This window comes from Betaproteobacteria bacterium (assembly GCA_016720065.1).
Taxonomy (GTDB): Bacteria; Pseudomonadota; Gammaproteobacteria; order Burkholderiales; family Rhodocyclaceae; genus SSSZ01.
This window is the reverse complement of sequence record JADJXY010000002.1, coordinates 643,711-665,187: the sequence shown is the minus strand read 5'-3', so window position 1 is coordinate 665,187 and position 21,477 is coordinate 643,711. Positions and strand designations below refer to the sequence as shown.

The 21,477-nt window shown below is 66.0% G+C and carries 23 protein-coding genes, 1 tRNA gene and 1 pseudogene; 11 read left to right on the top strand and 14 right to left on the bottom strand.

Features of this window, described 5'->3' with window-relative positions; all coding sequences use genetic code 11:
• Positions 1-24 precede the first annotated feature (24 nt).
• From IPM73_06310 to IPM73_06295, 4 genes are all read left to right on the top strand, one after another.
• Positions 25-1,407: a 3'-5' exoribonuclease gene (locus tag IPM73_06310; protein MBK8917664.1), complete on the top strand. Its 1,383-nt coding sequence runs from the start codon at positions 25-27 to the stop codon at positions 1,405-1,407.
• Positions 1,404-1,892 (top strand): CreA family protein, encoded by a 489-nt coding sequence (locus IPM73_06305; GenBank protein ID MBK8917663.1) that lies wholly within the window; start codon positions 1,404-1,406, stop codon positions 1,890-1,892. The genes IPM73_06310 and IPM73_06305 overlap by 4 nt, the downstream gene beginning before the upstream one ends.
• The gene (locus IPM73_06300) at positions 1,889-2,251 is read left to right on the top strand and encodes a cupin domain-containing protein (GenBank protein MBK8917662.1); all 363 of its coding nucleotides are present in this window, start codon (positions 1,889-1,891) and stop codon (positions 2,249-2,251) included. The genes IPM73_06305 and IPM73_06300 overlap by 4 nt, the downstream gene beginning before the upstream one ends.
• Positions 2,252-2,455: 204 nt before the next feature.
• Entirely contained in the window at positions 2,456-3,004 is a 549-nt protein-coding gene (locus IPM73_06295) for a phasin family protein (protein MBK8917661.1), read from the top strand.
• Between the two features lie 156 nt (positions 3,005-3,160).
• On the opposite strand, the gene IPM73_06290 is transcribed toward IPM73_06295, so the two are convergent.
• Positions 3,161-3,850 (bottom strand): UPF0149 family protein, encoded by a 690-nt coding sequence (locus tag IPM73_06290; protein ID MBK8917660.1) that lies wholly within the window; start codon positions 3,848-3,850, stop codon positions 3,161-3,163.
• The gene (locus tag IPM73_06285; GenBank protein ID MBK8917659.1) at positions 3,847-4,980 is read right to left on the bottom strand and encodes a sorbosone dehydrogenase family protein; all 1,134 of its coding nucleotides are present in this window, start codon (positions 4,978-4,980) and stop codon (positions 3,847-3,849) included. The genes IPM73_06290 and IPM73_06285 overlap by 4 nt, the downstream gene beginning before the upstream one ends.
• A gap of 213 nt (positions 4,981-5,193) precedes the next feature.
• Between IPM73_06285 and gstA the strand changes: the two genes are divergently transcribed.
• The gene (gene gstA, locus IPM73_06280) at positions 5,194-5,802 is read left to right on the top strand and encodes a glutathione transferase GstA (protein ID MBK8917658.1); all 609 of its coding nucleotides are present in this window, start codon (positions 5,194-5,196) and stop codon (positions 5,800-5,802) included.
• Here gstA and IPM73_06275 read toward each other — a convergent pair.
• Positions 5,795-6,763, bottom strand: a complete 969-nt coding sequence (locus IPM73_06275) for a LysR family transcriptional regulator (GenBank protein MBK8917657.1) — start codon at positions 6,761-6,763, stop codon at positions 5,795-5,797. The genes gstA and IPM73_06275 overlap by 8 nt on opposite strands.
• A 104-nt stretch (positions 6,764-6,867) precedes the next feature.
• Between IPM73_06275 and IPM73_06270 the strand changes: the two genes are divergently transcribed.
• From IPM73_06270 to IPM73_06250, 5 genes are read left to right on the top strand one after another with little or no spacing between them, the layout of a single operon-like run.
• Positions 6,868-7,734 (top strand): NAD(P)H-binding protein, encoded by an 867-nt coding sequence (locus IPM73_06270; GenBank protein MBK8917656.1) that lies wholly within the window; start codon positions 6,868-6,870, stop codon positions 7,732-7,734.
• 12 nt (positions 7,735-7,746) lie between these two features.
• Positions 7,747-8,559, top strand: a complete 813-nt coding sequence (locus IPM73_06265; GenBank protein ID MBK8917655.1) for a dioxygenase — start codon at positions 7,747-7,749, stop codon at positions 8,557-8,559.
• 7 nt (positions 8,560-8,566) lie between these two features.
• Positions 8,567-9,112, top strand: a complete 546-nt coding sequence (locus tag IPM73_06260) for a cytochrome b (GenBank protein ID MBK8917654.1) — start codon at positions 8,567-8,569, stop codon at positions 9,110-9,112.
• 13 nt (positions 9,113-9,125) lie between these two features.
• Complete coding sequence (locus IPM73_06255) at positions 9,126-9,686, top strand: YceI family protein (protein ID MBK8917653.1); 561 nt, start codon at positions 9,126-9,128, stop codon at positions 9,684-9,686.
• A 47-nt stretch (positions 9,687-9,733) separates the two neighbouring features.
• Positions 9,734-10,303, top strand: a complete 570-nt coding sequence (locus IPM73_06250) for a YceI family protein (GenBank protein ID MBK8917652.1) — start codon at positions 9,734-9,736, stop codon at positions 10,301-10,303.
• 149 nt (positions 10,304-10,452) lie between these two features.
• Here IPM73_06250 and IPM73_06245 read toward each other — a convergent pair whose 3' ends face one another.
• The 5 genes and pseudogenes from IPM73_06245 to IPM73_06225 form a co-directional block, all read right to left on the bottom strand.
• Positions 10,453-10,842, bottom strand: coding sequence for a type II toxin-antitoxin system RelE/ParE family toxin (locus IPM73_06245; GenBank protein ID MBK8917651.1), 390 nt, complete (start codon positions 10,840-10,842; stop codon positions 10,453-10,455).
• 19 nt (positions 10,843-10,861) lie between these two features.
• On the bottom strand, positions 10,862-11,152 hold the full coding sequence (locus IPM73_06240) for a type II toxin-antitoxin system Phd/YefM family antitoxin (GenBank protein ID MBK8917650.1): 291 nt from the start codon (positions 11,150-11,152) through the stop codon (positions 10,862-10,864).
• Positions 11,153-11,338: 186 nt separating this feature from the next.
• Positions 11,339-12,436 (bottom strand): annotated as a pseudogene (locus IPM73_06235) (IS110 family transposase).
• A gap of 74 nt (positions 12,437-12,510) precedes the next feature.
• Positions 12,511-12,601: transfer RNA gene (locus IPM73_06230), tRNA-Ser, on the bottom strand.
• A 78-nt stretch (positions 12,602-12,679) separates the two neighbouring features.
• On the bottom strand, positions 12,680-12,985 hold the full coding sequence (locus tag IPM73_06225) for a hypothetical protein (protein ID MBK8917649.1): 306 nt from the start codon (positions 12,983-12,985) through the stop codon (positions 12,680-12,682).
• Positions 12,986-13,046: 61 nt separating this feature from the next.
• On the opposite strand from IPM73_06225, the gene IPM73_06220 reads away from it, so the two are divergent.
• On the top strand, positions 13,047-13,634 hold the full coding sequence (locus tag IPM73_06220) for a tetratricopeptide repeat protein (protein MBK8917648.1): 588 nt from the start codon (positions 13,047-13,049) through the stop codon (positions 13,632-13,634).
• A 47-nt stretch (positions 13,635-13,681) separates the two neighbouring features.
• Here IPM73_06220 and IPM73_06215 read toward each other — a convergent pair whose 3' ends face one another.
• From IPM73_06215 to IPM73_06190, 6 genes are all read right to left on the bottom strand, one after another.
• The gene (locus tag IPM73_06215; protein MBK8917647.1) at positions 13,682-15,760 is read right to left on the bottom strand and encodes a cation acetate symporter; all 2,079 of its coding nucleotides are present in this window, start codon (positions 15,758-15,760) and stop codon (positions 13,682-13,684) included.
• 11 nt (positions 15,761-15,771) lie between these two features.
• Positions 15,772-16,035: a DUF4212 domain-containing protein gene (locus IPM73_06210; protein ID MBK8917646.1), complete on the bottom strand. Its 264-nt coding sequence runs from the start codon at positions 16,033-16,035 to the stop codon at positions 15,772-15,774.
• A gap of 329 nt (positions 16,036-16,364) precedes the next feature.
• On the bottom strand, positions 16,365-16,628 hold the full coding sequence (locus IPM73_06205) for a DUF4212 domain-containing protein (GenBank protein MBK8917645.1): 264 nt from the start codon (positions 16,626-16,628) through the stop codon (positions 16,365-16,367).
• Entirely contained in the window at positions 16,625-18,688 is a 2,064-nt protein-coding gene (locus IPM73_06200; GenBank protein MBK8917644.1) for a cation acetate symporter, read from the bottom strand. Before IPM73_06200 ends, IPM73_06205 begins: the two co-directional genes overlap by 4 nt.
• A 5-nt stretch (positions 18,689-18,693) precedes the next feature.
• Positions 18,694-19,353 (bottom strand): hypothetical protein, encoded by a 660-nt coding sequence (locus IPM73_06195; GenBank protein ID MBK8917643.1) that lies wholly within the window; start codon positions 19,351-19,353, stop codon positions 18,694-18,696.
• 113 nt (positions 19,354-19,466) lie between these two features.
• Entirely contained in the window at positions 19,467-21,404 is a 1,938-nt protein-coding gene (locus tag IPM73_06190; protein MBK8917642.1) for a CBS domain-containing protein, read from the bottom strand.
• Positions 21,405-21,477: the final 73 nt, after the last annotated feature.

Here is a 21,477-nt window from a genome sequence, read left to right as displayed (position 1 = left end):
CCCCGCCCATGCGACAATCGCCCCATGCAGCCCCTCGCCTTCGTCGACCTGGAAACCACCGGCGCCACCGCCACCCAGGACCGCATCACCGAAATCGGCATCGTCGCCGTCGACGCCGACGGACGCGTCGAGGAGTGGCAGCAACTGGTCAATCCCGGCACCCGCATCCCCCCCTTCATCGAGCAGCTCACCGGCATTTCCAACGCCCTCGTGGCCGATGCCCCACCCTTCTCGGCGGTGGCCGAGGAAGTGCTGCGCCGCCTGGCCGGGCGGCTGTTCATCGCCCACAACGCCCGCTTCGACTACGGCTTCCTCAAGAACGAATTCCGTCGCCTGGGCCTGCCCTTCCGGGCGCCGGTGCTGTGCACGGTCAAGCTTTCCCGCAGCCTCTTTCCGGAGCACAAGCGGCACAACCTGGACAGCGTGGCCGAACGCCATGGTCTGGTCGTGAACGGCCGTCACCGGGCCCTGGCCGACGCCCGGCTGATCCACCAGTTCTGGCAGAAGCTCCAGGCCAGCCCGGGGCCCGAGGCCCTGGCCGCGGTGGTGGCGAAGCTCGATGCCCGCCCCAGCCTGCCGCCGGGACTCGACCCCACCGCAGTGGACGACCTGCCCAATACGCCCGGCGTCTATCTCTTCCACGGCGAAAACGATCTGCCGCTCTACGTGGGCAAGGCCAAGGACCTGCGCCGCCGGGTGCTCTCGCACTTTGCCGCCGACCACAGCGCGGCCCGGGAGATGGCCCTGGCCCGCCAGGTGACGCGCATCGAGATCATCGAGACCGCCGGGGAGATCGGTGCTCTCCTGTTGGAGGCCAGCCTGGTCAAGCGCCTGCGCCCCTCCCACAACCGCCAGTTGCGCAAGAACGAGGAGGTCTGCACCTGGACCCTGAACGATGAGGGCGAAGGCTGGCTGCGCCCCCGCCTGCTCGCGGCGGCGGACCTGGATTTCCGTCATCCCCTGGCCTGTTACGGACTGTTCAAACACGCGCGGGAGGCCCAGGCAGCCCTGCGCGCCCTGGCCGATGCCCATCAGCTCTGCCTCAAGCTCACCGGTCTGGAGCCCGCCGCCCCTGACAAACCCTGCTTCGCCCACCAAGTGCGCCACTGCAAGGGGGCCTGTGTGGGCAAGGAGTCCCTCGCCCGCCATACGGTGCGCCTGGTGAGCGCCCTGGCCGGCCTGAAACTGGTTTCCTGGCCCCATCCCGGCCCTGCCCTCCTGCGCGAGGGGGAAACGGCCCACGTCATCGACGCCTGGCGCCACCTGGGCAGCGTGCGGGAAGAGGACGACATCCACGCCCTCCTCGCCGCCCCGCCGCCGGCCTTCGACCGGGACATCTACCGCATTCTCGCCAAACACGCCGGGCAGTTGCTTCCCCTGTCCGCCCCTTTCCGGAGAGCCCCATGAAGCTTCCTGCGCGCCACCCCGCCCCCCTGCGCCACCTGGCCGCCCCCCTGCTCGCCCTCGCCTGCGCGGGACCGGCCGGCGCCGAGGAGGTGGGCTGCGTCACCACCACCTGGAAACTCATCGGCGCCAATCACCGCGTGTGCATTTACGCCTTCGACGACCCCAAGGTGCCGGGGGTCACCTGCCATGTGAGCCAGGCCCGCACGGGGGGCGTCTCCGGCACCTTCGGCCTCGCCGAAGACCCCTCCCAGTTCTCCCTGGCCTGCCGCCAGATCGGGCCCATCACCCTGCCGCCCAGGCTGCCCAAGGACGAGGTCGTGTTCTCCGACGACACCTCGATCCTGTTCAAGGAAACCAAGATCACCCGCTTCGTCGATACCCGGCGCAATGTCCTCGTCTATCTGGCCATCAGCCGCAAGATCATCGAGGGCGCTCCGGCCAACGCCATCTCGACTGTGCCGGTCCAGCCCTGGGGCGGGAAATGAGCGTGCTCACCCGACGCGACGCCATCGCCTCCTACACCACCCTGGATGGCTCCGCTATTCGCGAACTGCTCCATCCCGACGCCCACCCCGTGCGCCAGCAAAGCCTGGCCGAGGCGACAGTTCCCGTGGGAGGCGCGACCCGCCTCCATCGCCACCGGACGACAGAAGAGATTTACCACCTCACCCGCGGCCGTGGCCGCATGGTCCTCGGGGAAGAATCCTTCCCGGTCGCGACAGGGGACACGATCCTCATTCCGCCGGGCATGCCGCATTGCATCGAAAACCTGGGCGAAGAGCCCCTGACCATACTTTGCTGCTGTGCGCCAGCCTATACCCACAGCGACACCGAATTGCTCTGATATCAAGACCCTTCAATTGGCCAAATGGCCTGTGGAATCGTGGCTTACCCCCATTGCCATTGACCTGGATCAAGACTTTGGTGCGATGCACAAAAAGTGCTTGACAAGCGCCCTCCCGTGAATAAAATTGTCTCCATGGTGCGGCGCAACAATATCGCCGCAGACTTTAAACCTCTTTTTCAACCTTAGTCACTGGAGATCACCATGTCCGTCAAGCCCCAAGAACTCGCCCAATCCGGTATCGATTCCGCCGTCCTGCTGGCCAACACCACCCTGGACAGCGTCGAGCGCCTCGCCGCCCTCAACCTGAACGCCGCCCGTTCCCTGGTCGAAACCTCCTTCGCCAACGTGAACGCCCTCCTCGGCGCCAAGGACGTCCAGTCCCTGGTCGCTCTGCAACAGAGCCTGGCCGCTCCCGCCCTGGAAAAGGGTCTGGAGTACTCCCGCGGTGTCTACGCCATCGCCACCGAAGCCAAGGAAAAGATCGCCAAGGAAGTCGAAGCCCAGGTCGCTGAAGCCAGCGCCAAGGTGAACGGTCTGGTCGAGAAGGCCCTGGCCAACGCCCCCGCCGGTTCCGAAGCTGCCGTCGCCGTCGTCAAGTCTGCCGTCGCCGCCGCCAACGATGCCTACGAGAACCTTTCCAAGGCCTCCAAGCAAGCCGTCGAAGCCGCCGAAGCCAGCGTTGCCGCCGCCACCGAAGCGACCCTGAAGGCCGCCAAGGTCTCCGCTCCCAAGGGCAAGAAGGCCGCCTAAGTCGCCGACACCCCAACAGAGCCGAAAAGCCGGAGCCCCGCTCCGGCTTTTGTTTTTTGTGCGGCCCCGCAGCGCGCCCCTTCCCCACCGTGCTGCACCGTGTGAGGCCTTCAGGATGGCTGCATCGACGCATTCATCCCGATCGGCAGCGGGCCCTCAATTCAGCCGATTGGGCCGTCCGCAGCACTGCTTGAACTTTTTGCCGCTGCCGCAGGGGCAGGGATCGTTGCGGCCCACCTTGGGCGCTTCATGCCGCACGGCGGTAAAGCCCGCCTTGCTCTGCCAGAAGTCGTAGAGGGCCTGGACGATGTCGGGCAAGTCGTCGGCTGCCTCGCCCATCACCCGGGCTTCTTCCTGGGGCGAGAACCAGCGCTCACCGGCGGCTTCGACATCTTCCCGCAGGCCGCCGTTGAGGAGAAAGAGGGGCTCCAGGAGTTCGGCCAGGTCGTCGGCGTGGCGTCCGGCGTGCTCGAACCAGTCGCCGGCGAGGCCGCAGCCATGGATATAGGCGTCGGCCCAGGAGCCGTAGTCGTCCTCATCGCTCGTCTCGTCGAGGGGGTAGAGGATGAGCACCAGGCCGTCGCGCTGGGCGAGGCTGGCGCCGATCTCGTCGTGCAGGCGGCCCAGGAGGCCTTCCAGCTCCACCCGTTCCGGGCTGGCTTCGCCCCCCGGGCCAAGGATTTCCGCCAGCCAGTCTTCCCGGGCCACCGCCGTCGGCGCGCTGACCACGGCGCAGAGGAAGGCCTGGATTTCATCCAGCCGCAGGGTACCTTCGGTGAATATGGGGCTGTCGAGCAGGGCTTCGAGACGATCGAAGTCCTCCGTGGAGAGGGCGTTTCGGGTCATGGCGCGGGGACTTTTCCAGGGGTGTGGGTAACACGGTACAGGGCTCCCGCCAGGTCGTCGGAAACCAGGAGAGAGCCGTCGGGAAGTTCGAGCAGGTCCACAGGCCGGCCCCAGGGCCGTTCGCCCTCCAGCCAGCCGGTGATGAAAGGTTCATATTCCACCGCACGACTTCCCTCCAGGCGGACCCGGGTGACACGGTAGCCCGCCTTGCGGCTGCGGTTCCAGGAACCATGCTCGGCGATGAATATCTGGCCGCGATACTCCGGCGGGAAGGCATTGCCGCGGTAAAAGCGCAGGCCCAGGGGGGCGACGTGGGCGCCCAGCTTTTGTGCCGGCGGCGCGAAGGCGCTACAGGCACGCTGGGCTCCGAATTCCAGGTCGGGTAGGGTGCCGGCATGGCAGTAGGGGTAGCCGAAATGCTGCCCGGGCCGCTCCAGGCGATTGAGTTCGTCGGCGGGCGCATCGTCCCCCAGCCCATCGCGGCCGTTGTCGGTGAACCAGAGCTCCCCGGTGGCCGGATGCCAGTCGAACCCCACGCTGTTGCGCACGCCCCGGGCCACCGGTTCCAGATTGGAGCCGTCGGTTCCCAGGCGAAAGATTCCCGCGTAGTTCTCCCCTGGCTCGCAGATGTTGCACGGGGCGCCCACCGGCAGGTAAAGGCTGCCATCGGGTCCGAAGGCGATGAATTTCCAGCCGTGGCTCCTTTCCCGCGGCAGACGATCGAAAACCACCTGGGGACGGGGGGGCTGGTCGAGACGCCGGTCGATGTCGTCCATACGCAGAATGCGATCCACGGCAGAGATATAGAGCTGGCCCTGGCGCCACGCCACCCCCACCGGCATTTCCAGGCCGGAAGCGATGACCTTGACCCGTCCGTTGCGCCAGCCCGCGTCGAACTGCACGGCGTAGACCCGCCCCGCATCGCGGGAACCGACGTAGACCGTTCGCCCTGCACCCAGGGCCATGGCCCGGGCGTCAGGAACGCGGGCCACCGTTTCAACCGCAAACCCCGGGGGCAGACGCAGGCGCTCGACAGGAGGGGCGGCGGCGACCGGCGGGCCGAAGGCGAGAGCGGCCAGAAAAGCGGCAACAACGGCCCAGGCGCGGGAGAAGCGGGGATGACGATCCATACTGGCATTCAAGCACAATCCCGGCCGAGGAGAGAACTTTGTCGGCTTGCGCGGTCGAACCCAGGCCCGCCGGTCCCGCGCCCCGCCGAGTTCCACGCCCAGAATGCGCCGCGATCCGGCTCGGCAAGCGACCAAGGAACGCGGCCCTTAAACGCCGCAGCAGCGCCGCTTCCCATCCTCCGACGGATGCGCCCCCCACCAGGAGAAACACTCGTGAAGCTCTACTACAGCCCCGGAACCTGCTCCCTTTCGCCCCATATCGTCCTCTGCGAACTGGGCCTGCCCCATGACCTGGAACGGGTCGACCTCAAGACCCACACCCTTGTCTCCAATGGGGACGACTACTACGCCGTCAACCCCAAGGGTTACGTTCCTGCCCTGGAACTGGACGACGGCCAGATACTCACTGAAGGCCCTGCCATCGTGCAGCACCTGGCGGACCAGAAGCCGGCGGCGGGGCTGCTGCCCCCCGCCGGTACCCTGGAACGGGCCCGGGTGCAGGAATGGCTGACCTTCATCGGCACCGAGATCCACAAAAATTTCAGCCCCCTCTTCAAACCCGACGCCTCGGCCGACTGGAAGGCGGCGGCCCGGGCCAACCTCGCGCGCCGGCTGGCTTTCGTCGACGCCGCCCTGGCCGGCCGCGACTATCTCCTGGGAGCCCCGTTCACGGTGGCCGATGCCTACCTCTACACGGTGAGCCGTTGGGCCAAGCCCTTGGCGGTGGAGACCTCCGCCTTTGCCGCGCTGCTGGCCTTCCAGGCGCGCATGGCCGCCCGCCCCGCCGTCCAGGCCGCCCTGGCGGCAGAAGGACTCAAATAGGCGCTCCCTCCCGCCCGGCACTGGTCGCTTCCGGCGGATGTACCGCCCCCGCGGGCGGCAGCCCGGCTTCCCAATAAGGCCGGCTGCCGATGCGTTCCGCCAGATAGTCGATCAGCACCCGCACCGGGCGGGGCACGTAGCGATTGCCGGGCAGGAGGGCGTAGATGCCGAGTTCCGGCATGGGATAGGCGGTGAGGATGGGCCGTACCCAACCCGCCTCGATGGCGGTGGCGGCCAGAAAGCTGGGCTGGACCGAAATGCCCAGGCCGCGCCGATTGGCCTCCAGAAGCGCATCGCCGTTGTTGGCGCGGAATCTTCCCCCCACGAGGTAGGTGCGCATCTCCCCCTCCACCAGGTAGGACCAGCCCGCCTGCTGCACAGGCAGGTAGATCAGGCACTCCCGATCGAGCAGTTCGGAGGGATGCAAGGGTTCGCCGTGGCGGCGCAGGTACTCGGGCGAGGCCACCGTCAACAGACGGGTGCTGCCGATGCGACGAGCCACGTCGAGGGGGTCGAGGCGGGCGGTGATACGAATGGCCAGATCGAGGCCCTCCTCGATCAGTTTGACCCGCCGGTCGGTGAAATCCGTCTCCACGGCGATCTCCGGGTAGGTGACCGCGAAATCGAGCAGCAGGGGCACCAGGTGGCGCAGGCCGAAGCTGAGCGGAACGCTGAGCCGCAGCGTCCCCCGGGGCTCCGCCCCCTCCCCGGCCAGACTGCCCTCGGCCGCTTCGACCAGGTTGAGGATTTCGCGGCAGCGCTCCAGATAGGCGACGCCGGCCGATGTGAGGCTGAGACTGCGGGTGCTGCGGGCGATGAGCCGTACCCCGAGTTGTGCCTCCAGGGCGGCAACCTGGCGGGTGACCGCCGAGCGGGGCACGTCCTTCTGGCGGGCGACTGCGGCAAAACTCCCCTGCTGGGCAACCCGCACGAAGACCTCCATGGCCGCCAGACGATCCATTTGATTTACCCCATTCTTTGCAACAGTGATGTTTACATTGTCTCCTATTTGAAAGCCAATTTCAGGCCTACAGTTCGTCCATCGCATCGTTCAAGGAAATCGTCATGATCGTCGTCAGCGGCGCCAACGGCCAACTCGGCCGCTCCATCGTGGAACACCTGATCGCCCGCCAGGGCACCCCCGTCGGCCTCGCAGCGAGCGTTCGCGATCCCGGCAAGGCAGCGGACCTCGCCAGCCGGGGACTCAGCGTGCGCAGCGGCGATTTCGACCGGCCCGAAACCCTGCCCGCCGCGTTTGCTGGTGCCGCCACCCTGGTGCTGGTATCCACCGACGGCCCCCGGGAGCAGCGCATCGCCCAGCACCGGGCGGCCATTGCCGCCGCCCGTGCGGCCGGCGTCGGGCGCATCGTCTATACCAGCTTCCTGGACGTGGCGGCGGATTCGCCCGCCGAGTTCGCCGCCGTCCATCGCTGCACCGAGGCCGATCTGGCCGCTTCCGGCCTGGCCTGGACCGCCCTGCGCAATCCGCTCTACGCGGAGCTACTGCCCATGGCCGTGGCCGGCGCCGCCGAGAGCGGCGTTTTCGACCTGCCCGCCGGCGAGGGCAAAGCCAGTTTCATCAGCCGCGCAGAACTGGCCGAGGCCATCGCCGCCGCCACCCTGGCCCCCGCCCTGGCCAAGCCGGTCTACGAACTCACCGGCCAGACGACCCACGACTACCACGAAGTGGCCGCCGCCGTGGCCCGGGTGACGGGCCGCCCGCTACGTTACCAGCCGGTGAGCGAGGACGCCTGCGCCGCAGCCCTGGCCGCCCACGGCTTGCCCTCCTGGCTGGCCCGGGCGGTGGCCAATATGTACAGCGCCGTGGCCCAGGGCCGCTTCGACCGGGTCAGCGACGATTTCGCCGCCCTGGTCGGCCGTCCGCCCCGCCCGCTCCCCTGCCTGGTGCAGGAACTCTTTGGCGCGCGCTAGCCACCAAGCATCATGCCCACGTCTTCACAGCCGCTTCCCGCCCTCTTCGTTCCCCACGGCGCGCCCACCCTGGCCTTGGAACCCGGGGCGGCCGGCGCTGCCCTGACCCGTTTCGCCGCGACCCTGCCGCGGCCCCGGGCCATAGTCGTCGTCAGCGCCCACTGGCAGGCCGAACGTCCCACGGTCGGGTACGCCGAAGCGCCGGAGACCCTGCATGATTTCCACGGCTTCCCGCCCGAACTCTACCGCCTGCGCTATCCCGCCCGGGGTGACCAGGCCGTGACCTCCGCCGTCCTCCGCGCCCTGCAAGAAGCCGGCCTCCAAGCAGCCAGCGAACCCGACCGAGGGCTGGACCACGGCGCCTGGACGCCGCTCATGCTCATGTATCCGGAGGCCGACATTCCCGTCGTTCCGCTCTCCCTGCTCGGCGGCCGGGGCGCGCGGGAGCACTTGGCCCTGGGCCGGGCCCTGCGGGGACTCCTCGACCAGGGCGTGCTGATCCTGGCCTCGGGCAACCTGACCCACAACCTGGCCGATTTCCGCCTGGGCGCAGCCACCGGCGGTGAGCCCCTGGCCTACGTGGACGAATTTGCCGCCTGGATACACGAATGCGTCGAGCGCGGCGACGATGCCGCTCTCGTCGACTACCGCCAGCGAGCGCCCGCCGCCCGGCGCGCCCACCCCAGCGAGGAGCACCTGCTACCCCTCTTCGTCGCCCTGGGCGCCGGCGGGCCGCACAGCCGGCGCGAGCGTTTTCACGCCGGCGTCGACCACGGCATCCTGGCCATGGACGCTTACGCCTTCCGCCCTGCCCGACTCTCCTGAGAACACCATGCCCCCCCTGCGCTACACCTCCACCGCCATCGCCCTGCACTGGATCATGGCCTTCCTGCTGCTCGGCCTCTTCGCCGTAGGGACCTACATGCACGACCTGCCCCTCTCGCCCTGGAAGCTCAAGGTCTATTCCTGGCACAAATGGGCCGGAGTCACCGCCTTTCTGCTCGTTCTCGCCCGGCTTGCCTGGCGTATCGGCCACCGGCCGCCGCCCCTGCCCGCCGCCATGCCGCGCTGGCAGCAGACCGCCGCCCATGGCCTGCACCACCTCCTGTACCTGCTGATGCTGGCGATTCCGCTATCCGGCTGGCTCATGAGTTCGGCCAAGGGCTTCCAGACCGTGTGGTTCGGCGTCCTGCCCCTGCCGGATCTGCTGGGCAAGGACGAAGCCCTGGGGGACATGCTCAAGGGCGTCCACATGGGGCTCAACGGCACCCTTTTCCTCCTCGTCCTCGCCCACATCGGCGCCGCCCTTAAGCACCATCTGATCGACAAGGACGACATCCTCGCCCGCATGCTGCCCTTTCTCGCCAAGCAACCCTGATCCGGAGAAGCCCATGACCCGCCTGCTTTCCCTCGCCACCGCCCTCGCCCTGGCGGCCCCCGCCGCCCACGCGGTCGAATACGGCGAATTCCTCGCCGACAAGAGCAGCCTCGGCTTCGTCTCGCGCCAGATGGGCGTTCCCGTGGAGGGGCGCTTCCGCAAATTCTCGGCCAGCCTGAGCTTCGACCCGGCCAGACCCGCCGCCGCCAGCGCCCGCTTCGAACTCGACCTGGCCAGCGTGGATGCGGGATCCAGGGACGCCAACGACGAAGTGGTAGGCAAGGCCTGGTTCAACCTCAAGGCCTTTCCCGGCGCAAGCTTCGTCTCCACGGCAGTGAAGCCCCTGGGGGGTGAACGCTACGAACTCGCCGGCAAGCTCACCATCAAGGGCAAGACCCAGGACATCGTCGCGCCCATGAGCTTCCGCCAGGAAGCGGGCAACGGCGTGTTCGACGGTGCCTTCACCCTGAAGCGCCTCGATTTTGCCGTCGGCGACGGCGTCTGGTCCGACGTTTCCACCGTCGCCAACGAAGTTCACATCAAGTTCCGCATCGTCGCGGCGCCCCGCAAGTAATCCCCCGCAAGTAATCCCCCGCAATCAATCCTCACAAGGAGAAACCCATGAAGAAAAGCCTCGCCCTCGCCGCCCTGACCGCCACCCTGGCCTTCCCCGCCCTTGCCGCACCGGAAACCTATGCCGTCGAAGGCACCCACACCTACCCCAGCTTCAGCTACAACCACCTGGGCTTCAGCACCCAGACCCACCGCTTCCTGAAGACCACGGGAACCATCGTTTGGGATAAGGCCGCCCGCAGCGGATCGGTAGACATCAGCATCGATGCCAGGTCCGTCGATGCCGGCTCAGCCCTGTTCGCCGAACACATCCAGGGGCCGGAACTCTTCGATACGGCCAATCACCCGACCATCACCTTCAAATCCACCCAGGTGAAGTTCGAAGGCGACAAGCCGGTCTCCATCGACGGCAACCTCACCATCAAGGGCGTCACCAAGCCGGTGACCCTGGCCGTCACCCACTTCGCCGCCCAGCCCCACCCCATGGTCAAGCGCGACGCCATCGGCGCCAACGCCGTCACCAAGATCAAGCGCAGCGATTTCAACGTCAGCAAGAGCGTGCCCTACGTCAGCGACGAGGTCACCCTGAACATCTCCCTGGAAGCGATCAAGCAGTAAGTCCAAGTCGACCGGCCCGGCTGCCGCGTGCGACCGGAGTCGAAGCTGCTGCGGGCCGGGTCGCGCCCCTGCTGGGAGGGGTCGCCCTGGCTTGCCTGAAGCTGAGCAGTGGCAGTGGCAGGAGCAGGAGCAAGTACTATGGCGTTGGTTTATCGTCCCCAGTGGCCTTCAAAGTCGAACGAAAGTTGCCGCTGATGCCTGATGGCGAGCAGGTAAATCGCGCCGCCAATCGGTGCGTAGAGCAGCAGGTAATCCTTGAGGACGTATTCGCGCAAGGCATCCGCGTCCGGTGTCAGCGCCAACAACTTTGCGCGTAGCGTCGCCAAGGCATTGGTGGTCTCGACGGAGCGCGCTTGGCGGGCCAAAAATGGCCTACCCATTCCCGGGAAGCGCTCAAGGTTGGGGATCACCGTGTCGAGCAGTTCATCCAGCAAGCCGCCGAAGGCCTGCGGTGCTTCCACTTCGGTCAGGAAAAGTTCGATGCCTTCGAGGTTGCGCTCGAAATTAGCAGTGAATTTGACGACAGGTTTTTTCGCCACAAGCTGACCCTGCCGCAAATCAGGCGCTACGGCGGCGCTTGATGGACTGGATCACGCTACGGGCATCCTTCACCTTGCCAGCGGCCACATCGTCGAGCCCCTTGGAGGCATCGTCGATCAACAGCAGGTGAATGCGCTCGCGTTCCAGTTGGTGGTAGTAGTCCAGACGGCTGGCGTCGATCAGGGCGATATAGCTCTCGCCGTTCTTGGTGATGATCTTCTCGGCACCTGCTTTAACCTCTTCGGCCAGCTCCGAGAAGTTCGCTCTGGCGTGCGAGAGGGGAATAACGTCGCTTGCGGAAATACCCATGATGGCCTCCTGAACCACACAAGATGTGCAGTATTCTGTACATCATACGCTTTGGCAGTCAGGGGCGAAAGTGAAACCTGCGCGGTGTGTTGTGATGTTTAGCGTGAAAGAGATGCCTCCGAGGGCGAGCGCAATGCTGACCGATGAGGGTCATGGAAAGGCGAGGCGCAGCAATCGGCGAAGCGATCAGGCGGTGGCTGGGGCGATGAAGCCGAACTTGGTGAGGGCCTTGATCCAGCGCGGGGCATTACGTTGGACGGAGAGCGCTTCATAGTCGGTGGCGGAATCCCGGTAATGTTCGCGCCGCTTGAGCATGAAGTAGAGGGTGCGCAGAATCTTGTGGCCAATGGCGATGATGGCTCGTTTGTAGCCGCGGCGGACGACGAGCGCCTGGAACTTCGACTTGAACACCGAGGTGGTGCGGCTGGCGGCATGGGCAAACTCGCAGAGCAGGCGACGGACGTAGAGGTTGCCCTTGCGAACATGGCCGGACTTTCGCTTGCAGGCAGACTCGTTGTTACCGGGGCAGATGCCCACCCAAGAGGCCAGACGGTCAGGGCTGCCGAAGGCGTTCATGTCGGTGCCGATTTCCACGAGTAGCATGGCCGCGCCGATCAGATCGACGCCGGGGATGGTTTGAAGCAGCGCCAGGGTATTGCGCTCGGCTTCCAGTTCGCCCAGCAGGCGGGCGTCGAAGCGGGCGATGCGGGCCTCGATCTCCTCGACATGGCCCATCAGTTCATCGAGCACAAACCGGTGACTGGCGGTCAGCTCGCCCTGCAAGGCGTCGAACAGTTCCTCACGACTGGCCTTGAGCCGACGGCTGGCGAACCGGAGGACTTCTTGAGGCGATTGCCCGGCAATGATCGCCTTGACCATGGCCCGGGCCGACTGGCCGTGCAGATCACTGACCACGACGCCGAGGCGAACGCCGCTGTCGGTGAGCACCTTGTGCAGCCGGTTCTTCTCGGAGGCCAGCTGGCCGACCAGCTTCTGCCGCTGCCGGGCAATCAGGCGCAGTTTGCGCAGTTTGGCCGGCGGCACGAACGAGCCGCGCAGCAGACCCGCGCGCGCCAGCGTTGCCAGCCAGTGGGCGTCCCCGACATCCGTCTTGCGCCCCGGGACGTTCTTGACGTGCCGCGCATTGACCACCTTCGCGCGAATGCCGACCGCCTCCAGCGCCGCATACGGACTCTTCCAGTAGATGCCGGTGCTGTCCATGACGACCTCGTCGGGTCGCAGCGAGGCGACCCATTCGGCCAGTTCCCGGCGATCCCGCTTGAACCCGCAGCAACCCGCGCAGACACGCAGGTGTAGGCGAAAAAAAACCGCCTGGATAGGCGGTTTTCTTATAATCCTGGCGGAGAGGGCGGGATTCGAACCCGCGGTGGGCTATTAACCCACACACGCTTTCCAGGCGTGCGACTTAAACCGCTCATCCACCTCTCCGCGAAGCGGCGCATTCTATCAGAACTACCTGGCAACACCAACAGCCGCCTGGGCTTGCGGGCAACGGCACACGGCCCTTCAGCCGCAGGCGATTCCGTTGGCGTCGCAGATGAGGCGGCGCAGGTAGGCGAGAAATATCCACAGCCAGAAGAGAAGGAAGAAGGCGACCACGGGAATGTGGCGGTCCAGGATGACCTTGGGCGCAAGGGCCCGCACCGCGCGGACCACCGGCCTGGTGAGGAGTTGGAAGAGACGGTAGACCGCATTGCGCTCGCGCCCTGCGCCGGCCAGAACCCAGAGGAGGCCCTGGCCGAGGAGAAAGAGCCCGGCCACTTCGACCAGGGCGCGCAACACGCTGACAATGAACAACTGGCTGGATACCATGACGCTTTCCTCAATCCCGGGTCGGTCCGCCGACCCTGTTCGACCGGAGCCTTCCCGCCCCATGAATTTCGAGCATTGGCGTTACACCACCCGCGGCTGGCTGTTTCACTTCCTGGGCCAGACCGATCTGGCCTTTGAAGCCTACGTTGCGGCGTTTCATCACGCTCCGGATGCTTCGGCAGCCCGCAATCTGGGCTACCTCGCCGCCCGGGCGAAACGCTGGCGCGAGAGCATACACTGGTTCCAGGAAGCGGTTCGTTTGCAGCCAGACGACGCGGAGACCCGCTTCAACCTGGGCTTTTCCCTCGATCAGGGCGGCGACCCGGCCGGAGCGGCCGAGGCCTTCGCCGAGGCTGTGCGTATCCGCCCGAATCTGGACCGCGCCTGGTACGGCCTCGGCATGGCCCGGGCCGCCCAGGGCCGCCACGGCGAGGCCGCCGCCGCTCTTGAAGAGGCCGCCCGGCTGCAACCCATGGCCGGCGAGGTCTGGTACCAGTTGGGCATGGCCCAGCACCACGCCCTCAATCCGGATCGGGTCAAGGGCGTCGTCGAGCACCTGCGCGCCTTCGACCCGCGACGCAGCAATCAGTTGATCCGCGACACGGAGCGCAGCGATCTGCGCCACCTGGTGCAGGACCTTCCCTTCTGAAAAAAAGCCCGCCGAAGCGGGCTTTTTACCTTGATGGGCAAGCGGCATCAGCTGCCCTGGGTATTGAGGTCACCTTCCAGGTTCGGGTAGCGGACATGGTCCACCAGTTCCTGGACTTCCCTGGACGGCGCCGGGCTGATGAGCGTCCCGACGATGATGCCGATGAAGCCGGCGGGGATGCCGAAGATGCCGGCGGAGATGGGGTTGATGTCCCACCACTTGGGGGCATTGACGCCGAAGAACGGGTAGGTGATGTACATGTAGTAGGCACAGATCCCCAGACCCGCCAGCATGCCGAGGATGGCCCCCAGCTTGTTGGCCCGCTTCCAGAACACCCCGCACACGAGGGCCGGGAAGAAGGCCGATGCCGCCAGCGAGAACGCCGCCCCGACGAGGAAGAGGATGTCCCCCGGCTTCAAGGAAGTGACATAGGCCGCAAGCAGCGCCACCACCAGGAGCAGCGCCTTGGACACCACCAGACGGCGGGTGGTCGGCGCATTGGGATCGATCATCTTGTAATACACGTCGTGGGACAGGGCGTTGGCGATGGTCAGCAGCAGACCGTCGGCGGTGGACAGCGCCGCGGCCAGGCCGCCCGCCGCCACCAGGCCGGAGATCACGTAGGGCAGCCCTGCGATCTCGGGGGTCGCCAGCACCACCAGGTCGCCGCCGATGGTGATTTCGGCCAGTTGCACGATGCCGTCCTTGTTGATGTCGGTGATCGCCATCAGCGTCTTGTCCACCGCCGCCCAGTTGGAGACCCACGCCGGCAATTGCGCGAAGGCGGTTCCCACCAGGTTGCTGTAGACCTCGTACTTGACCAGCACAGCGAGCGCCGGGGCGGTGAAGTAGAGGAGGAAGATGAAGAACAGCGACCAGAACACCGAGCGTCGCGCCTCCTGTACCGAAGGCGTGGTGTAGAAGCGCATCAGGATGTGCGGCAGTGCGGCCGTCCCCACCATGAGGCAGAACACCAGGGCGAGGAAGTTCTTCTTGGCCACGTCCCGGGCGGCGTCATCCTTGGCCGGGAAGGCCTCGGCGTGGGGCTTGACCGGAGCGGCCTTGGCCTTGGCGCCGTCGGCATCCTTCTTCCACTGTGCCTTGGCGGCGGCCACGTCAGCCGGGAAGTCCTTGACCGCCTTCTCGGCCGCCTCGATGGCCTTGGCGTCGGCGTTGGCGGCCTTGAGCTCGGCGACCTTGGCCGCGGCCTTGTCCTTTTCCGCCGCCAGGAAAGTCGGCCCGGAGGCCTCCAGTTCCTTCAGCTTGGCTTCCGCTGCGGCAGCGCGGTCGCGGAAGATCTGGCGCACGCTCTCTTCCTTGGCCCCCACCTCGCTGGTCTTGTCGTTGAGCACCTTCTCGCGCTCGGTGACCTTCTGCAGGACGTAGCCGTAAGCCACCTGCGGAACCGGCACGTTGGTGTGCTTCACCGAAAGCCAGACCACCGGGATCATGTAGGCGACGATGAGGATGATGTACTGGGCCACCTGGGTCCAGGTCACCGCCTTCATGCCCCCCAGGAAGGAGCAGACCAGGATGCCGGCGAGACCGACGAAGACGCCGATCTGGAATTCCAGGCCAGTGAAGCGTGCGGTGATGATGCCGACGCCGTAGATCTGGGCGATGACGTAGGTAAAGGAGCAGGTGACGGCCGCGACCACGCCGATGAAGCGCGGGATGTTGCCGCCGTAACGGGCCCCCAGAAAGTCGGGAATGGTGAATTGCCCGAACTTGCGCAGGTAGGGCGCCAGGAAGAGCGCCACCAGGCAGTAGCCCCCCGTCCAGCCCATGATGAAGGCCAGGCCGTCATAGCCGGAGTGGTACAGGGTGCCCGCCATGCCGATGAAGGAGGCTGCGCTCATCCAGTCTGCGCCGGTGGCCATGCCGTTGAACAGCGCCGGAACGCGCCGCCCCGCCACGTAGTACTCCCCCACGTCCGCCGTCTTGGACATGAAGCCGATGCCGGCGTAGAGCAGGATGGTGGCAAAGAGGAAGAGATAACCGAGGATCTTGTTGGGCACCCCGGCAAATTCCAGTATTCCGACCACGATCACGAAGGCGATGAAGCCGCCGGTGTAGAAGGTGTAGTAGCGGGAAAGCTGCTTGAAGAAGGCCTGATTCGAACTCATGGTCGTGTTCATCAGTCATCCCCCTCGTGCACGCCGTACTCCTTGTCGAGGTCGTTCATGTAGCGCGCGTAATACCAGATGATCGCCACATAAATGATCAAGGAACCCTGGGCTCCCATATAGAAGCCGAGGGGAAAGCCAAGAATGGTGATGGCGTTGAGATCCCGCGCGAAAAACGCGGCCACGTAGGTCACCACAAACCAGATCCCCAGCAAGAGTCCGGTGATCTTGAGATTGCGGTGCCAGTACTCCCGATGTTTCTCGGATAACTGCATGGTGCACCCTCCTTCGGTGTCAATCGTCACGGCCCCGTGGACTGCCGGACCCGAGGCCAATCCCCTCGGCCGCTCAAGCGGCGCCCGGGGCCATGGAAGCTCCCCCATTTTTAATTGACTGAGGGTAGCGGGCTTAAGCTTAGCTTAAGGAAGCTGACACCAGGCTTACAGCGGGCGTCTTGTCGCAAGGGTCGAATGGATCAGTCGTTCCGCCGCAAGTCTGGCAAAAACGCCCGTGGGACGGCGGTTTATAGGCTCTAAACACGCGCAGCCCCCGGCCCGGATGCAAAAATATTTCCCGACAAACTTACGGCCGGCTTACGGGCCGGCTAGTCATCGCGCTCCCGCCCGTACTGGTCGTCAAGGCGGTTCATGCGCCAGGCGTAGACCCCGATGATGACGATATCCACCAGGACAGCCCCCTGGGCCGCCATGTAGAAACCCAGCGGAAATCCCAGAAAACTCATGGTGTTGAGTTCCCGGGCGTAAAAGGGGGCAACGAAGGTGACCAGGAGCCAGAGCAACAGCAAGGCGAGGGTCAGGCCCACGTTGCGCCGCCAGTATTCGTCTTGCCGGTTCCCGATTCTCTTCATGGCCGAGGCTCCCGCTCCCCCGCCTCACCCTCCGCATGGGGGTAGCGCACGCTGGTCACGAAATCCTGGGTTTCCTGGGAAGGCGGACGGGTCAGGAGACTGACCGTCACCATGGCGAGGAAGCCGAGGGGCACGCCGAAGACCCCCGCGGAAATGGACTGGATGTCGAACCACGGGGCCATCGGCTCGCCCAGGGGCAGCGCCGGGAAACGAGCCGCCTCGACGCGCAGGATGTAGTAGAGGGACACGAACAATCCCACACCCATCCCCGCGATGGCGCCTTCCCGGTTGGCCCGCTTCCAGAAGACCCCCAGGACGAGGGCCGGGAAAAAGGCCGAACCGGCGATGGAAAAGGCCCAGGCCACCATATAAAGAATGGTGCCCGGCTTCTGGGCCGCCACCGAAGCAGCCAGGACGGCCACGACCAGGAGCAGGGACTTGGAGATGACCAGGCGGAACTGGGTCGAGGCCCGGGGGCGGAATATGCGGTAGTACAGATCGTGGGAGAGGGCGCTGGTGATGGTGAGCAGCAGGCCGTCGGCGGTGGAGAGGGCCGCCGCCAGGCCTCCGGCGGCGACCAGACCCGAAACCACGAAGGGCATGCCCGCAATTTCCGGGGTGGCCAGAACGATCACGTCGGGGTTGAAGGACAGTTCAGCGAGTTGCAGGATGCCGTCGCGATTGATGTCCTCGAAAGCCACCAGGCCCACCTTGGTCCATGCGGCGACCCAACCCGGCAGGCGGGCGATGGGAATTTCCGCCAGTTGCGACAGCACCTCGTATTTGGCCAGGACCGCGTAGGCGGGCGCCGTCATGTAGAGGAGAGAAATGAACACGATGGACCAGAAGACGGAAACCCGCGCGTCGCGTACCGACGGCGTGGTGTAGTAGCGCATCAGCACGTGGGGCAAGGCGGCGGTGCCGATGGTGAGACAGAACACGAGGGCCAGGAAGTTGATCTTCTGCACGGCGGCCGACGGGCCGCCGGCCACCTCGGGAAAGGCTTCGGCATGGTGGATGGGGGGCCGCGCCCTTTCTTCCGCCGCCGCCATGGCGGCCTCCCAGCGCAGACGCGCCTGTTCCTCGGTCTGGGGAAGATCCCGGCGCTGCTTCTCGGCCTGGACGATGTCGCGCATGGAGGCATCGCTGGCCTTCAACTCGGCAATGCGTTCGGTCAGGGCCAGGCGTTCCTCGCTGAGCGAATCGGGCAGGCGGGCGATTTTCTGCGCGTAGCCCTCGGCCCGCTCACGAAAGAGCTGGCGCGCCTCGACTTCGGCCGGCAATTGGAAGATCTGCCCTTCCAGGATTCCCACCTTTTGCAGCACCTGACCATAGACCACCTGAGGCAAGGGAATACCGGTGACCTTGTAGGCCAGCAAAGCCACCGGGGTGATATAGGCCACGATGACCACGACGTACTGGGCCACCTGGGTCCAGGTGACGGCGCGCATCCCGCCCAGAAAGGAGCAGACCAGAATGCCGGCCAGACCGACGAAGACACCGATCTCGAATTGCAGATTGACGAAACGGCTGGTGATGACGCCCACGCCGTAGATCTGGGCGACGACATAGACGAAGGAGGCGAGGATGGCCGCCGCCACCGCCAGGAGGCGAACGGCGATCCCCCCGTAGCGCGCCCCAAGAAAATCCGGAATGGTGTATTCGCCGAAACGCCGTAAATAGGGCGCCAGGTAGAGGGCGACCAGAACGAAGCCCCCGGTCCAGCCGACGACGAAAGCCAGCCCCTGAAAACCGGAAAGATACAGGCTGCCGGCCATGCCGATGAAGGAGGCGGCGCTCATCCAGTCGGCCCCGGTGGCCATGCCGTTGAGCATGGCGGGAACCCGCCGCCCGGCGACGTAGTATTCGGCCACGTCGGCGGTACGGCTGAAGACGCCGATCACCGCGTAGGTGACGATGGTAAAGAGGAGGAAGGCGTAGCCGATCCAGCGCGCGGGCATGCCCTGCGCTTCCAGGAAGGACAGGAGGGCCACGAAGAGCACGAAGCCCACGGTATAGATGCCGTAGTAGCGGTACAGGCGGGAAAAACCGCGGGCCATGGCGTTCAACCTCCCGGCCGGAAGAAGCGTCGTCCCGTCGCCGCGAGGCGGCGGGGCGTGTCGGCCCCCTGTTCCGTCGCCCGGGGCAGCAGCACCTGGAGCAAACGGGCCAGCCCCAGGGCGTTGGCCACCGCGTCACGCCCTGGCGGAGCATCGATACCCAGGCTGCGCAACCAGTCCTCCCGGCGCGCCGCGCCCCCGGGGGGCGCCCCGCAGTATTGCGGCAGAAGCAGCGCAAGATCGATCCACAGGGGCAAGAATTCGACGCCCAGGCGCTCGCGCAGGAGGCCCTGCACCAAGGTCTGGGTGGGGGATGCCCCGAACACGACGAGGGGACCATGACCGACGAAACCCAGAAAGGCTGCCAGGCACCGCTCGACCTCGCCGGGGGGGCGCTCGGCGGTGAAATCCAGGGCCAGCACGTCGTCGGGAAGCACGAGGCCCCCGCGCACCACGCCGACGGCGGCAAGGCCCAGCAGGGTATCGCGCGCGTCCGGCGAACCGGCCGTCACCGTATCGACGACGACGTAGCGGCAGTGGTAGTGGACTTCTTCCAGGTCGGGGACCGGGGCCCCCCGCCAGGTTTCGACAAACGCCCGCAGCTCCGCGTCGAGGTCAAGGGGAGCGCTATCGCCCCGAAAGAGAATTTTCTTGAGATCGAACATGCTTCAAACGAATGGATGCTCCGCATCCCGGGCGGCGCGTTTCTGCCGCCCGGCGGGCGGGGGGCTGGGGGATTGGACGCCAGGCCCAGGCAAGTCAGGGTGATGCATGGGCTCTACCCCACCTGGTAATCGAGTTTCAGACGGTTTTGCAGCTTGCGCGCCTGGCGGAAGGACTCCTTCAGGATACGCCGGTCCAGTTCGTTCAACTGCTCGGGGTTGACGTGATTGTCGCCCTGGCGCCCGGGCTCGCCTTCCAGGTGCTGGTGGCGCAGACGCAGCAACTGGATGAAGTGCAGGGCCTCCACCGTCGCCTCCACCTCCTCCGGCTTGACGTTGAGGCGCTGGGCGGCAAGCCGCAGGCGCTGCACTGTATTGGTGTTGCGCACCCCGGTGGCCAGGGCGTAAATGCGCCCGGCATCGACGAAGAGTCGGATACCGTATTTTTTCAGATCGATGCATCCGGGGTGATCGGCGTCCTGATCGGTGACGAAATCCCGGAAGGTGCCCAGCGGCGGACCGACGTCGAGGGCGTTGTGAGCCATGGCGCGCAGGAAGAGCGCATTGGACGTGGTCAGGGCAAGGAGGTGGCGGCGAAGCTGTTCGGCCAGAACGGCCTCGCCGTACAGGCCCCGGAAATCGAAGAAGATCGTGGCATTGAGCAGCGCCTCGGGCTGGGGCTCGCGAATCCAGCGCGAGAACTGGTCCTTCCACTCCCCCAGGGAGAGGCACCACTGGGGATTGCTCGCCATGATGTTGCCCTTGCAGAGGGGGAAACCGCAGCGATCCAGGTCCGCGTTGACCTCCCGCGCAAAGGCCAGGAAGCGCAGCTTGAGCTCCTCCCGGTCGTGGAAGTCGTCGCAGCTGTAGACGATGCCGTTATCCTGATCGGTGCTGAAGGTCTGCTCGTCCCGGCCCTCCGACCCGAAGGCCAGCCAGCACCAGGCTATCCCGGCAAAATCGTGGCGTTCCAGGTTGAGTTCGATGATGCGCCGGGTCAGCGCGTCGTTCAGGGCGGAGATGAACTGGGTGAGCTGTTCGGCGCCTATGCCCTGGGCCAGCATGTTGAACGCCAGTTGGCGCACGTCGGCGGCCGACTGGCACAGGGATTCGACCCCCCGGGCCGATTCGATGGACTGGCGGATCTGGCGCAGGCCCACCCGCTGCAGGGCGAAGAGGTCGCGCTCGGAAACCACGCCGGTCAGGCATCCCTCCCCATCCACCACCAGGACGTGCCGAATGCCGTGGGTGGCCATGGCCAGCATGGCGTCGTAGGCCGTGGCGTGCTCTTCGAGCTGGAAGGGATCGGGGGACATGGCCCGGGCGATGGGCTGGTCCTGGGCGAGGTCGGCCAGGACGACCCGGTCGAGCAGATCGGTGCGCGTAAAGATGCCGACCGGCTTCTTGCCGCCATCGACCACCACCAGTGACCCGACCTTGGCGCGGGACATGGTCTCCAGGGCCGCCCGCAAGGACACCTCCGGGGTGACGGTGACGGGGGAACGGCTGCCCACGGCAGCCAGGGGCGAATTGAGGGTCTGCTGCTCGCTGGCGCGCTGGGAAAACTGGATTTGCAGTTGCTGCCGCGATTGATTGAGGAGGCTGGCGATGTATTGGGTGCAAAACAGATTGAATTCGGGGCTTGCCGTCATCAACTCCAGAAAATCCTGCGCCGGCACGCGATAGCAGAAGGTGTCCTCCAGAGCGACGTAAGTGTTGGTGGACGGGCGCCGGGCCGTCACGGCGCCGATGGGAAAGCTCTCACCGGGACCCAGGGTGAGCACGGAATACTCGGTCACCGCGACTTCTCCAGTCTGGCGGGCCTGGACCTTGCCCGATTCGACGATGTGGAAGTAGGCCACGACGCCGCTCTCCGGCGCGAGGATGCAGGATCCCGCCGGGTAGAAGGCGACCTGGACCCGCGCGGCGACCCACTCCAGCGATGCGCGGGCCATACGGTTGAAGGGGGCGTGCTTGGCGAGGAAGAGCGCGGCGGCCCCGGCAAAACGCCGGGCGCCTGCCTCCTGGAGTTGGGCTTGGGTGTGTTCGAGCATGGTGCTTGTCATGGTGCGGGGTTGTCAGGGGATCGCGCGGCGCTCGCCTTGCGCCGGCAAAGTATAGGGGCAG